Source organism: Pedobacter glucosidilyticus DSM 23534 (assembly GCF_000425145.1).
GTDB lineage: Bacteria > Bacteroidota > Bacteroidia > Sphingobacteriales > Sphingobacteriaceae > Pseudopedobacter > Pseudopedobacter glucosidilyticus.
In genome coordinates this window covers 1-13432 of the sequence record NZ_AULF01000047.1, presented here as the reverse complement: position 1 = coordinate 13432, position 13432 = coordinate 1, and the positions used below count along the sequence as shown (strand labels likewise).

Here is a 13432-nt window from a genome sequence, read left to right as displayed (position 1 = left end):
GCATTCACCCACTAGCTTTCCGGCCTCTTGACCGGCCATGTCAAGGTACTTTTTTCCGCAAAAAGTACCCAAAAACTCTCCGCTGCGCCGCTTGCTTCTAAAGGTTCTACTACGGCTAATCCTGTAGAAACCGCAACCGCCAAGGCGGAATTGGGCGTAAACGGTCGTTAATGCTTGGGCAAGACTATCGAACTACTTAAACACGTCATTTAATATTGATTTCTATGAAATATATTAACCCTCAATGTGACAAATATGATTTTTAAGACAACCTCATTGGTGTTTAATTTTAATTAAGCTAATTTAAAAATGTGATCGAAATCATTATTACTATTACAAGTTACTTCTAAATCTTTGATGAAACCTGTCTCGATATCAATCACCCAGCCATGTACTTCCAGCTCTTGTCCGCGAGCCCAGGCATTCTGAATGATAGAAGTTCCGCAAAGTTTATTTACACCTTCTATCACATTTAAATGTACCATTTTTCTTACTTTTTCTTCTTGACCCTCAATGGCATCAACTTCAGCTTTGTGTAAACGGTAAACGTCTTTTATGTTGCGCAACCAGTTATCTATTAAACCGTATTGCTTATCTGTCATGGCGGCAGCAACACCCCCACAACCATAATGTCCGGCAATAATTACATGCTCTACTTTTAAAACATTAACAGCATAATCTAATACTGATAACATATTCATATCGTTATGTACAATAACGTTAGCAATATTTCTGTGAACAAAAATTTCGCCTGGTAAAGTATTGGTTATCTGGTTAGCTGGCACACGGCTATCTGCACAGCCTATCCATAAAACCGGTGGCTTTTGTCCGGATGCCAACCTGTTAAAATAATCTGGATCTTGTTTCAAAGTTTCGGCCACCCATTCTTTATTTCCTTCTATTAAAGACTCGTATGTTATATGCTTGGTATCTATCATGATTTTTAATTAGTTATTTTTTTGTAATTCCTTTTCTTTAGCTATTTGATGCGTATCTACAATTTCTGCAATATCGTCTGCTTGTATAATTAAATCCTGTAGCTTAGGAAGCTCGTATTTAGGATGAATATTAACCAGCTCTACGTCTATTTGCTTGGCGTATGCATGCTCATGAAAATTCTCAATAATTTCTAAAACATCTCTATCAATATACTTAGAGTTTGTGCCATCAATAACAACTTTAGCACCTTTAGGGATATGGGTTAAAGTGTATAAAATAGCACCTTTGTTTAAGAAAGACACCTCTTCTGAGAGTTTTAAACGAAGTGTTTTTTGTTTTCCATCTTTCTCTAGTTTGTAGAAATATGGATTTCTCATGTTAGCTCTTAATAGATAGAAAACACCAATTAACATACCAACAGCAACACCTGTAAGCAAATCTGTAAATACAACTGCAAGAACAGTAACTATAAAAGGAATAAACTGATTTTTACCATGTCGCCACATTTTAGAAAATAATGTAGCATTAGCAAGCTTATAACCTGTAAATAATAAAATAGCAGCTAAAGCAGCTAAAGGAATCTGGTTGATGAGCCCCGGAATAACTAATAAAGCGGTTAATAACCATAAACCATGAAAAACTGCCGACATTTTAGTTCTGGCACCAGAATTAACATTTGCCGATGACCTTACGATAACAGAAGTCATAGGTAAACCACCTAATAAACCACTTACTGTATTACCTACCCCTTGTGCAACCAACTCTCTATTGGTTGGAGAAACACGTTTCTGTGGGTCTATTTTATCAATAGCCTCTAAACTTAATAAAGTCTCTAAAGAAGCTACAATAGCTATGGTTACCGCAACTGTCCAAACTTTAGGATTGGTAATAGCACTAAAATCCGGAAACAAGAATAAATTCTGAAACTCTGTAAAACTAGCCACCATAGGTATTTGTACCATGTGCTCGTTTGTAAGCGCCAAACCTGTGCCTTGGAAAGCCATTGTTAAACCTATACCTGTTAACACCACCACTAAGGCGGCCGGAACAGCTGCAACTTGTTTAATTTTTGGCCATAAGATTAAAATTGCCAAAGAAAGTACAGCAATGATAACAGCCCCTAGCTGCATATTTTCTACTGCGGTGATAATAGCAGTAAAGGTGTTATCATCATTTACTTGTTTAAAAGACTCTTCACCTTCGTAGCTTTTATCATAGCCTAAAGCATGTGGCAATTGTTTTAAAATTAAGATAATACCAATGGCTGCAAGCATCCCCTCTATAACAGCCGATGGAAAATAATTACCAATAGTGCCTGCTTTTGCAATTCCTAAAATAATTTGAATAATACCTGCAATTAAAACTGCAAGAATAAAAACGTCATAGCTTCCTAACTGTGTAATTGCATTTAAAACAATTACAGTTAAACCAGCAGCAGGCCCGCTAACACTTAGTTGCGACCCACTAAAACTTGCTACAACAATACCTCCTATAATACCCGTTAATAAACCGGCAAATAAAGGTGCCCCAGAAGCTAATGCAATGCCTAAACATAAAGGTAAGGCCACTAAAAAAACCACGATACTAGACGGCAAGTCTTTTTTTAGCGTTTGCGGATTAAAGTATTTAACCGCATTAAACCCCGGAAATAAAGATTTATGATCTTTTTCCATAAAAATTTTAAATAAATGTTGTTATTTTTTGTTTTGAATATCCCCCTTATATACTGATTATCATCAATATACGTATAAAAAATTTTAAATCAAATGGTTTGGAGGCGGGGTTAGTACAGAAGGAAAAAAGGAGTTGATATAATTTCTAGGCTTTACAAAGTACTTTAAATTGGCGTTTGTAGGTATAGGATTTAAGCAAAACTCGTAAATATAATTTAGCTCAGACCCATATTTTAAAAGTTTACCTATATCTTTTGAATGATCGGTATGATGATCTTTGGAATGCGTTTCTAATTCTAGTTGTAGAATAGCGGCATTTACAGTTTCTTTATCAATACTATAAATTAAGGGCGCAACAGATATCCCCATCTTCACTGCAAAGATGAACAAGAATAACGCACTGATTAAATTAAGTTGTAATGCCCTTTTCATTTAATATTAAAAATCAAACATTTACGTTTGATAATGGTTGCAAATTAAACTTTTTTTACTGTTACAAAATTAATAAATTGTAAAGCTTATGATAGATAACGCTACAAATATAAATTTAGCTCTTTATATCGCAAGTATTAACGTAAAAATTTATACATTGATTGCTAATCGTAAATACAGCTCAAGTGAATAAAAAATTAGATTTTCTAAACCATAAAAAAGCTGAAGCGCTAAAAGGTGGCGGTAAGGATAGAATTGCTGCGCAACATAAAAAAGGAAAATTAACAGCTAGAGAAAGGTTACATTTTTTACTAGACGAAAACTCTTTTGAAGAAATTGGCATGCTGGTAACCCACCGTTCTTCTGATTTTGGAATGGATAAAGAGCAATATCTTGGCGATGGTGTGGTAACAGGTTATGGCACTATCAACAATCGCTTGGTTTATGTTTACGCTCAGGATTTTACAGTATTTGGAGGCTCTTTATCTGAAACACATGCCGAAAAAATCTGTAGAATTATGGATTTAGCAATGCAAAACGGAGCACCCATTATTGGGTTAAACGATTCTGGAGGAGCTAGAATACAGGAAGGCGTAGTTTCTTTAGGTGGCTATGCCGATATTTTTTACCGAAATACCCTAGCTTCTGGTGTTATTCCACAATTATCTGCCATTATGGGGCCTTGTGCAGGTGGGGCGGTGTACTCTCCGGCCATTACAGATTTTATTTTTATGGTAGAAAACACCTCTTATATGTTTGTAACTGGACCCAATGTGGTAAAAACAGTTACCCATGAAGAGGTAAGCTCGGAAGAATTGGGTGGTGCACAAACGCATGCAACAAAATCTGGCGTTACCCATTTTGCTTGCGCCAATGAGATTGAGGCTATCCAGCATCTCAAAAAAGTTCTTTCTTATATCCCACAAAACTGCGAAGAGGTTGCACCTTCCTTAGATTATCAAGCTGGGGACGAAAGAAGAGAGAAACTCAATACCATACTTCCAGAAAACATCCATCAGCCTTATGATATCAGAAGTATTATAGAGGAGGCGACTGATGAACAATCTTTTTTAGAAGTTCATAAAGAATATGCAGAAAATATTGTTGTTGGCTTTGCAAGACTTGCTGGAAAAAGTATAGGTATCATTGCTAATCAACCAGCGTTTCTTGCGGGTGTTTTAGATATCAACTCATCAAAAAAAGCAGCTCGCTTTGTTCGCTTCTGCGATTGTTTTAACATCCCACTTTTGGTTTTTGAGGATGTCCCAGGCTTTTTACCCGGCACAGACCAAGAATGGAATGCCATCATCACCAATGGTGCTAAATTATTATTCGCTTTTAGCGAGGCTACTGTTCCGCGTATAACTGTTATTGTAAGAAAAGCTTATGGTGGTGCTTACGATGTCATGAACTCTAAACATATTGGTGCTGATATGAATTTTGCTTGGCCTAGTGCAGAAATTGCTGTTATGGGTGCTAAAGGAGCAGCAGAGATTATCTTTAAAAAGGAAATCAGTACGGCAGAAAACCCTCAGGAAAAATGGTTGGAGAAAGAAAAAGAATATTCTGATTTATTTGCCAACCCTTACCGGGCAGCAGAAAGAGGTTTTATTGATGAAGTGATAGAGCCCGCTGAAACCAGAACAAAACTGATAAAAGCTTTTAAAATGTTAACAAATAAAGTGGTACAAAAGCCACGTAAAAAACACGGTAACATCCCGCTATAAATAATTTAAATTTATGTAGATATTTAAAGTTGAAAATTTATGACTCCAAATTTTACCATAGAACAAATTACCCCAGAGCTTACTTGGGATATCAGACAAAAAGAACTTTATCCGGGTAGTCCTATATCAGATATTAAGCTAAAAGAAGATTATTACGGGCTACATTTTGGCCTTTTTACGGATAATAAACTGGTTGCTATACTATCTGTTTTTGACAAAGGTTCATCTGTACAGTTTAGAAAATTTGCAACCTTAAAAGAGTACCAAGGGAAAGGTTTTGGGAAAGCACTGATGAACTTTACGATAGATTTAGCCAAGAGCCAAGGTAAAACTTTAATCTGGTGTAATGCAAGATTAAGTGCTATCAGTTTTTATAAACAGTTTGGTTTTACAGAAACCGAAGAAGCCTTTACTAGAAAAGGCATTGATTATATCATCATGGAAAAAAGATTAAGCTAAGACAAATAAGTAAATACCAATATATTTGCTTTAAACATTTTTTATATCAATATGGCAAAGAAAAAAGAGCAGAAGAAAGCAGAAGTAGTAAATAAAAAATCACTAGCGTTTTTAGAACAATATATCAATAACCCATCGCCAACAGGTTTTGAGTGGGAAGGACAAAAAATATGGTTAGATTATATTAAACCTTATATAGATGAGCATTATGTAGATAATTATGGTACTGCAGTTGGTGTAATTAATCCTAAAGCAGACTATAAAGTGGTTATAGAAGCTCATGCTGATGAGATTTCTTGGTTTGTAAATTATATTACCAGCGATGGGTTGATTTATGTTATCAGAAACGGTGGGTCTGACCATCAGATAGCACCTTCTAAAAGGGTAAACATCCATACAGAAAAAGGAATTGTAAAAGCTGTTTTTGGATGGCCGGCAATACATACCCGTCATGGTGGCGAGAAAGAAGAAACACCTCAGTTAAAAAATATTTTTCTTGACTGTGGCTGTACCACAAAAGAAGAAGTAGAAAAATTGGGTATCCATGTGGGCTGCGTAATTACCTACGAGGATGAGTTTATGGTATTGAACGACCGTTATTATGTAGGAAGAGCATTAGATAACCGTGTAGGTGGTTTCATGATTGCTGAAGTGGCAAGACTTTTACATGAGAACAAAACCAAATTACCTTTTGGGCTTTACATTGTAAATGCTGTACAGGAAGAAATTGGTTTAAGAGGTGCAGAAATGATAGCTCACAAAATAAAACCTGATGTAGCCATTATTACCGATGTTACCCATGATACTACCACTCCTATGATTAGTAAAATTACACAAGGAGATTTATCTTGTGGTAAAGGCCCCGTAATATCTTACGCCCCAGCGGTACATAACAATCTTAACAAACTGCTTATTGATAGTGCCGTTAAAAACGAAATCCCTTTTCAAAGGCAAGCCTCATCACGCTCTACAGGTACAGATACTGATGCTTTTGCTTACTCTAATGATGGTGTAGTATCAGCCTTAATTTCTTTACCTCTAAGGTATATGCATACTACTGTAGAAATGGTTCATAAAGAAGATGTTGACAATGTAATTAAACTCATCTATCATTCGTTGTTAAATATTAAGAAGAACCAAGATTTCAGATACATCAAGTAATGATTTTAAAATTGAACAAAAAACTATTAGCCGGCGTATATCTTATGCCGGCTTTATTTGCTTTTAAAGTATCCGCTCAGGAATTAAAAGGTTATCAAACACCACCAAAAGAGCTAGCCAGTATCATCGAAAACACGGTTAATAGAAATGTACTCATTAGCGGTAAAGGTAATTACTTGGCTATTTTACAAGAACCTGGCTATCCCTCTATTAAAGAAATCTCTCAACCTTTATTAAAACTAGCAGGCTTACGCATCCATGCGGCTAATAGCAGCAGTAATGGAGCCGCTAAATATTCATCCGTTACCATAAAAAAAATTGATTCTTCTAAAGAAGTAGTGCTTTCTGGCATCCCAAAAGATGCAAAAGTTGGTCATTTAACCTTCTCACCTACAGAAAATCAGTTGGCATTTGCTGTGTTTTTGGATAACGAAATTCAACTTTGGGTGGCATCTACCAGCACCGGAATAGCACAAAGATTAACCAACTTCTCTTTAAATGATACCTACGGCAAATTATTAGAATGGACACCAGACGGAAATGCTATTTTTGCAAAGTTTCAGGTTGATTATCGTAAACCACTTCCGCAACAAAGCTTTATACCAGATGGGCCTATCATTACTGAAAATTTAGGAGGAAAATCCCCTGCCAGAACCTATCAGGATTTACTCAAAAACGAATATGACGAGCTGCTTTTTGATTATCATTTAACTTCTCAGATAAAAATGGTTTACCTAAATGGGCAAGCTGTAAACTTTAACAGACCGGGTATTTATAAAAACTTTAGCTTCTCGCCAGACGGTAATATGGTAATGGTTTGGACAGTTACCAAACCTTACTCCTATCATGTACCAGTAAGTAGATTTCCTTATGATGTAGAAATTTTTGACAAATATGGTAAGCTTATAAAAAAGCTTGCTCAGGTACCTTTGGCAGATAAGCTACCTAATGGATTTGATGCGGTTATCAAAGGTCCTAGAGAATTTCAATGGCGAGCAGATAAGCCTCAAACCTACATTTGGGTAGAAGCACAAGACCAAGGAGATCCGTCGGAAAGGGTTTCTATCAGAGATATCGTGTACATGCAAAATTTAATGGTTAATGATAAACCTACAAAACTTGCGTCTTGTTATCTAAGATTTAATGATATTGTGTGGGGCGATGACCAAATTGCTATTATCACAGAAAGATGGTGGAAAACTAGAGCCGAGCGTCGTGTTTTTATTAAGCCAGGAAACCTAAGCTACCGTGTAAACCTTTGGGATAGATATTATGAAGATGCTTATAGCGACCCGGGCCAATTTGTAACTGTTAAAAATGAGTTTAACAAGAACGTATTATTATTAGAATATAACTCCGTTAAAAGGCTTACAGACCCTAGCAACATCAATATCTTTTCTATATCAGAAGGAGCTTCTGCATTAGGTAACAGACCTTTCTTATTGAAATTTAATGTTAAAACTAAAATTACAGATACGCTTTTTAGGTCTAAAGCTCCTTTTTATGAAAAGCCTATTTATTTTACAAATCAAAACAAACTTTTAATCAGTAGAGAATCTAACATAGAACCAACCAACTACTATCATATAGACTTAAATAGAAAAAACCAAACACAATTAACTTTCTTCCCAAACCCAAACCCCGAACTTTTTGGAATTATTAAAAGACCCATAAGCTATAAAAGAGCCGATGGTTTAAACCTAAACGCTACTTTATATTTACCAAAAGATTATCATGTTTCTAAAGGCAGACTACCCGTTTTAATGTGGGCTTACCCTCGCGAATTTAAAACAGTAGCAGCAGCTGGGCAGGTTAAGGGCTCTCCTTATCAGTTTACCCGTATCTCTTGGGCTTCTCCTGTATTTTGGGTTACACAAGGCTTTGCTGTTTTAGATAATGTTGATATGCCTATAGTAGGTGAAAGCAATGACCAACCTAATGATACTTTTATAGAACAACTGAAAGACAATGCCTTTGCCGCTATTAGTAAGCTTAATGATTTAGGTGTTGCCGACCCCAAAAGAATAGCTATTGGAGGCCATTCTTACGGAGCTTTTATGACCGCAAATTTACTTGCCCACACCAATTATTTTGCTGCTGGAATAGCCAGAAGTGGCGCATACAATAGAACGCTTACGCCTTTTGGTTTCCAAGCAGAGGAAAGAACCTACTGGGAAAATCCAGATGTTTACTATAAGATGTCTCCTTTCTCTTATGCGGATAAAGTTAAAACACCCTTATTATTGATTCATGGGGAAGCAGATGATAACTCGGGAACATTTCCAATGCAAAGTGAAAGATTTTATAGTGCGCTTAAAGGTCATGGTGCTACTAGTAGATTGGTTTTATTACCTGCCGAAGCACATAGTTACAAAGCTAAAGAGTCTGTTTTACATACTTTATGGGAAATGGATACTTGGCTTAAAACCTATGTTAGAGATAAAAAAGATATTACTACAAGTCATCATTCATCAAAAAAATAATTAAAATTTAGATAAAACGGCAAAACTATTGTTCAACATAAATAAATTAACATTAATGCCTTAAAGAAGTACATCTATAAGCTAGAATATTTTTTTAATTTAGAGCAATTTTTTAAGCTATCTTTCTTAAAAAAGAAAGAAACAATAAGAACTTATATGAAAAAACCTACTTTATTAATTCTTGCCGCAGGTATGGCCAGCCGTTATGGAAGCATGAAACAAATTGATGGATTTGGCCCTAACGGAGAAACCATTATAGATTATTCTATTTACGATGCTATAAATGCGGGATTTGGAAAAATTTCGTTCATCATCCGTGAAGAGTTTGCCGAAAATTTTAAAGCTATTTTTGAGCCTAAACTCAAAGGAAAAGTAGAAACAGATTATGTTTTTCAAACTTTTGATTTAAAAAAATACGGCATAGATAAAGATATATACAGAGAAAAACCTTGGGGAACCGGACATGCGATTTTAGAAGCTAAAAATCAAATTCATGAGCCATTCTGTGTTATTAATGCCGATGATTATTATGGTTTTGAAGCATTTGAAAAAATGGTTCAATTCTTAAATAACGAATCTGCCGAAGATAAATATTGCATGGTAGGTTATAAAATTGGAAACACCTTATCAGAAAACGGAGCCGTTTCAAGAGGTGTTTGCCAAACTAATGATAACGAAGAGTTAGCAGCTATTAATGAACGTACTAAAGTATTTCCAGAAAATGGAAAGATTTATTACGAAGAGAACGACGAAAAAGTAGAACTGCCAGCCTCTACCCCTGTTTCCATGAATTTTTGGGGCTTCACACCTTCTGTTTTCCCTATTACAGAAAAGCTTTTCAAACAATTTGTTGAGGATAATCAGGACAAGCCGAAAGCAGAATTCTTTATCCCCCTTATTGCAGATCATTTAATCAAATCTAAAGAAGCGTCTTTTAAAGTAATCCCTACAGATGAAAAATGGTTTGGAGTTACTTATAAAGAAGACAAGCCAATTGTACAAGAAAGCATCAATAAATTAGTTGAAACTGGTGTTTATCCAAGTAAACTTTGGTAGTAAGAATATCAAAATAGCATAAAAAAGTAAAGCCTGATTGAAAACTCAATCAGGCTTTACTTTTCATCAGTAAACTTATTACTTCTTATCTTCGTCTTTAACTTCCTCAAAGTCTACATCAGTAACATCATCAGCACCAGCTGAAGCATTATCCTGAGGTGCACCTTGTGGCTGTCCTTCTGCCCCAGCACCTGCTTTATACATATCTTCAGAAGCTGCAGCCCAAGCTGTATTTAATTTCTCAGAAGCTGCATCTATATCAGCAAAATTCTTAGCGGCGTAAGCATCTTTTAGAGCTTTTAAAGCATCTTCAATTGCTACTTTTTTATCAGCAGGAATTTTATCACCATACTCTTTCAATTGTTTCTCTGTAGAGAATACAAGTGCATCAGCGGCATTAATCTTATCTGCTTCTTCTTTTGCTTGTTTATCTGCTTCCGCATTTCTTTCTGCCTCTTCTTTCATTTTCTTGATTTCCTCGTCAGATAATCCAGAAGATGCTTCAATTCTTATTTTTTGCTCTTTACCTGTTGCTTTATCTTTAGCGCCTACGTGTAAAATACCATTAGCATCAATATCAAAAGTTACTTCAATTTGAGGAACTCCTCTTGGCGCTGGTGGTATACCATCCAAATGGAAACGCCCTATAGTTCTGTTATCTTTCGCCATCGGACGCTCACCCTGTAAAATATGAATCTCTACAGAAGGCTGATTGTCTGATGCCGTAGAGAAAGTCTCTGATTTTTTAGTAGGAATGGTTGTATTAGCTTCAATTAATTTTGTCATCACACCACCCATAGTTTCAATACCTAAAGAAAGCGGAGTAACATCTAATAACAATACATCTTTAACCTCACCAGTTAAAACACCACCTTGGATAGCAGCACCAATAGCTACAACTTCATCCGGGTTAACACCCTTAGAAGGTGCTTTTCCAAAGAATTTCTCTACCGCTTCCTGTATAGCTGGAATACGAGTAGAACCACCAACTAAGATAATCTCATCAATATCTGAAGTTGATAAACCAGCATTTTTCAAAGCCGATTTACAAGGATCTATTGTACGCTTAATTAAATCGCTAGCTAACGATTCGAATTTTGCTCTAGATAAGTTACGTACCAAGTGCTTAGGTCCGGTAGCATCAGCAGTAATATAAGGTAAGTTTATCTCAGTTGAAGTACCACTAGAAAGCTCAATTTTCGCTTTTTCAGCAGCTTCTTTCAAACGTTGTAAAGCCATAGGATCTTTAGTTAAATCCATTCCGTTCTCGGCTTTAAACTCTTCTGCTAACCAATCTATAATTACTTGGTCAAAGTCATCACCACCTAAATGGGTATCACCATCGGTAGATTTTACTTCAAACACACCATCACCCAACTCTAAGATAGAAACGTCGTGTGTACCACCACCGCAGTCAAACACAACAATTTTCATATCCTTATTGGTTTTATCTAAACCATAAGCTAAAGCCGCAGCGGTAGGCTCGTTAATAATTCTTCTTACTTTCAATCCTGCAATTTCACCAGCTTCTTTAGTAGCTTGTCTTTGTGCATCATTGAAATAAGCAGGAACTGTAATAACGGCTTCAGTAACTTCAGTACCTAAGAAATCCTCAGCAGTTTTCTTCATTTTCTGAAGTGTCATAGCAGAAATTTCTTGAGGCGTATATTTTCTATCATCAATCTCCACACGTGGAGTGTTGTTATCTCCTTTTACAACCTTGTAAGGAACACGTCCAACCTCTTTGGTAACTTCATCAAAGCTGTTACCCATAAAACGCTTTACAGAATAAATAGTCTTAGTAGGGTTAGTAATAGCCTGGCGTTTTGCAGGATCACCAACTTTACGCTCACCACCTTCAACAAATGCTACAATTGATGGCGTTGTACGCTTTCCCTCGCTGTTTGCTATAACTACAGGCTCGTTACCCTCCATTACCGCAACACAAGAGTTTGTTGTTCCTAAGTCTATACCAATAATTTTTGACATACTATATAAATTTATTATTTACAAATCTTTAATAAACAAACATTATCAATGCCTATGCCAATAGAATTTTGACAGGATTTTATATCCAGAATTTCAAAACCAATAGATTTTAAAGACAAAATACACATCCTAAGAATGACATGTTGTCAGATTTTATTTGAAGAGCAATAGTAGTGTTTCTTATCATCCGCTAGTCCGGCTATCCATTCCTATTGGCTTCGTAAACTACGCCAATACCATTTCTATCCGGTCTATTTTACGCAGGGTATTGCTACTATTGGAGGTTAATAAATAAAGAAGTCGACTTTAAAAGTTGGCTTCTTTACACAGAAATAAAATTTTCATATTCTTTTCTTCCAAGTTGCCGGATTTCTGTTTGTATTAAATACAGCAATGATATTTATATCAGTATTTTCCAGAATGTATAAAATCAAATATGGAAATTTCTGTACTATATATACTCTTACTATTTTCTTATATCTGATATTATAAGTTAAAGGGTTCTTTGTAATCGCAATCAATGACCTTTCAATACATTGTAAAAACTGTTCCCCCAATCCACTTTTTTGCATTTCATACCACGAAAACCCTTCTAATAAATCATCTTCTGCCTGTATAGAAAGCTTATAACTATATCGCATTCTTATGCCTTTTACGGATATTCGCTTTTACCTCATCCCATGTTCTAAATTCAGTTTTCCCTTTAAGGTATTCATCAATCCTTGTATCAAGCTCTTCTTGCTGAACAGTAGAAATAAAAGATATATCTCTATTTTGCTTTATATCCTGTATTTCTTGTAATAATTTCTCATCTTCGAGTTCTGTAATCCAGTGTATGATATTTATTTTTAATGATTGAATATCCATATCTATCTTCTTTAAATCACAAACTGTTTAACATTAACATATTTGAGTATACCGCTAATAACAAATTTAATAAATTAAACTCATTTAGAAATCAATCTCTCTTCCAGCTCCTTTACCCTATCTTCTAAAAGCTTTATTTTATCTTCATAAAGTTTTTTAATCTCAGGGCTTATCTGGTACTGATGAACTATACCATTATTTGTAGAATGTTGGTTATTATTGAAATTAAAAACATACTTGTCATCAAATCCTAAAATAGATTCTTTATCAGTATCTAAAATTTCTGCAATCTTTAAAAGACGCTCTTCACTCAGGCTTATATCTTCATTTTCTATACGGGCATAATTACTCTGGCTAATGCCCAGCCTTTCTGCCACATAACCTTGTGTAAAGTTTCTTAACTCTCTAAACTTTTTTATTTTTTTACCTGCCGACTGCATAATTAGAATAAATTATGCACTAATATACATATTGTTTGCAAAGTGAAAAATAAAAATTTACAATCATTTTGAGATGTTTGAGAAAATTCAAATAAAAATTATGAAAAAACTATTGTTAAGCACTGTAGTGCTAATTTTATTTTCTGCATCAATATTAATCCTGACTTGTCCCATTTAGTGCGGCAGATTTAATTGTCGAACCAATT

12 protein-coding genes are annotated in these 13432 nt (G+C 35.3%); 5 read left to right on the top strand and 7 right to left on the bottom strand.

What is annotated here, in order from left to right; translation table 11 throughout:
* Positions 1 to 293 precede the first annotated feature (293 nt).
* The 3 genes from H510_RS0112315 to H510_RS0112305 all read right to left on the bottom strand — a co-directional run bounded on the left by H510_RS0112315 (position 294) and on the right by H510_RS0112305 (position 3044).
* A complete protein-coding gene (locus tag H510_RS0112315; protein WP_026904607.1) occupies positions 294 to 938 on the bottom strand; it encodes a carbonic anhydrase in 645 nt (214 codons plus the stop codon).
* Between the two features lie 9 nt (positions 939 to 947).
* Positions 948 to 2612 carry a SulP family inorganic anion transporter gene (locus H510_RS18825; protein WP_051291202.1) on the bottom strand — a complete coding sequence of 555 codons (1665 nt, stop codon included), beginning with the start codon at positions 2610 to 2612 and terminating at the stop codon, positions 948 to 950.
* A gap of 84 nt (positions 2613 to 2696) precedes the next feature.
* Positions 2697 to 3044, bottom strand: a complete 348-nt coding sequence (locus H510_RS0112305) for a hypothetical protein (RefSeq protein WP_155977962.1) — start codon at positions 3042 to 3044, stop codon at positions 2697 to 2699.
* 185 nt (positions 3045 to 3229) lie between these two features.
* On the opposite strand from H510_RS0112305, the gene H510_RS0112300 reads away from it, so the two are divergent.
* From H510_RS0112300 to H510_RS0112280, 5 genes are all read left to right on the top strand, one after another.
* Positions 3230 to 4771, top strand: a complete 1542-nt coding sequence (locus H510_RS0112300) for an acyl-CoA carboxylase subunit beta (protein ID WP_026904605.1) — start codon at positions 3230 to 3232, stop codon at positions 4769 to 4771.
* Between the two features lie 39 nt (positions 4772 to 4810).
* Entirely contained in the window at positions 4811 to 5230 is a 420-nt protein-coding gene (locus tag H510_RS0112295) for a GNAT family N-acetyltransferase (protein ID WP_081659276.1), read from the top strand.
* A gap of 51 nt (positions 5231 to 5281) precedes the next feature.
* On the top strand, positions 5282 to 6391 hold the full coding sequence (locus H510_RS0112290; RefSeq protein WP_026904603.1) for a M42 family metallopeptidase: 1110 nt from the start codon (positions 5282 to 5284) through the stop codon (positions 6389 to 6391).
* 11 nt (positions 6392 to 6402) lie between these two features.
* Positions 6403 to 8874 carry a S9 family peptidase gene (locus tag H510_RS0112285; RefSeq protein ID WP_245584834.1) on the top strand — a complete coding sequence of 824 codons (2472 nt, stop codon included), beginning with the start codon at positions 6403 to 6405 and terminating at the stop codon, positions 8872 to 8874.
* Positions 8875 to 9030: 156 nt separating this feature from the next.
* Positions 9031 to 9930 carry a nucleotidyltransferase family protein gene (locus H510_RS0112280; RefSeq protein ID WP_026904601.1) on the top strand — a complete coding sequence of 300 codons (900 nt, stop codon included), beginning with the start codon at positions 9031 to 9033 and terminating at the stop codon, positions 9928 to 9930.
* A 78-nt stretch (positions 9931 to 10008) separates the two neighbouring features.
* Here the strand turns inward: H510_RS0112280 and dnaK are convergent, their stop codons facing one another.
* The 4 genes from dnaK to H510_RS0112260 all read right to left on the bottom strand — a co-directional run bounded on the left by dnaK (position 10009) and on the right by H510_RS0112260 (position 13226).
* Positions 10009 to 11919 (bottom strand): molecular chaperone DnaK, encoded by a 1911-nt coding sequence (gene dnaK / locus H510_RS0112275; RefSeq protein ID WP_026904600.1) that lies wholly within the window; start codon positions 11917 to 11919, stop codon positions 10009 to 10011.
* A gap of 341 nt (positions 11920 to 12260) precedes the next feature.
* Complete coding sequence (locus H510_RS0112270) at positions 12261 to 12560, bottom strand: type II toxin-antitoxin system RelE/ParE family toxin (RefSeq protein WP_026904599.1); 300 nt, start codon at positions 12558 to 12560, stop codon at positions 12261 to 12263.
* Positions 12550 to 12786, bottom strand: coding sequence for an addiction module protein (locus H510_RS0112265; protein ID WP_026904598.1), 237 nt, complete (start codon positions 12784 to 12786; stop codon positions 12550 to 12552). The genes H510_RS0112270 and H510_RS0112265 overlap by 11 nt, the downstream gene beginning before the upstream one ends.
* Before the next feature lie 80 nt (positions 12787 to 12866).
* Positions 12867 to 13226 (bottom strand): helix-turn-helix domain-containing protein, encoded by a 360-nt coding sequence (locus H510_RS0112260; protein ID WP_051291198.1) that lies wholly within the window; start codon positions 13224 to 13226, stop codon positions 12867 to 12869.
* Positions 13227 to 13432 lie beyond the last annotated feature (206 nt).

Bases quoted from the DNA above. Each gene is read 5' to 3' on its own strand.
- H510_RS0112315 (WP_026904607.1), bottom strand. From the start codon at position 938: ATGATAGATACCAAGCATATAACATACGAGTCTTTAATAGAAGGAAAT.
- H510_RS18825 (WP_051291202.1), bottom strand. From the start codon at position 2,612: ATGGAAAAAGATCATAAATCTTTATTTCCGGGGTTTAATGCGGTTAAA.
- H510_RS0112305 (WP_155977962.1), bottom strand. From the start codon at position 3,044: ATGAAAAGGGCATTACAACTTAATTTAATCAGTGCGTTATTCTTGTTC.
- H510_RS0112295 (WP_081659276.1), top strand. From the start codon at position 4,811: ATGACTCCAAATTTTACCATAGAACAAATTACCCCAGAGCTTACTTGG.
- H510_RS0112290 (WP_026904603.1), top strand. From the start codon at position 5,282: ATGGCAAAGAAAAAAGAGCAGAAGAAAGCAGAAGTAGTAAATAAAAAA.
- H510_RS0112280 (WP_026904601.1), top strand. From the start codon at position 9,031: ATGAAAAAACCTACTTTATTAATTCTTGCCGCAGGTATGGCCAGCCGT.
- dnaK (WP_026904600.1), bottom strand. From the start codon at position 11,919: ATGTCAAAAATTATTGGTATAGACTTAGGAACAACAAACTCTTGTGTT.
- H510_RS0112270 (WP_026904599.1), bottom strand. From the start codon at position 12,560: ATGCGATATAGTTATAAGCTTTCTATACAGGCAGAAGATGATTTATTA.
- H510_RS0112265 (WP_026904598.1), bottom strand. From the start codon at position 12,786: ATGGATATTCAATCATTAAAAATAAATATCATACACTGGATTACAGAA.
- H510_RS0112260 (WP_051291198.1), bottom strand. From the start codon at position 13,226: ATGCAGTCGGCAGGTAAAAAAATAAAAAAGTTTAGAGAGTTAAGAAAC.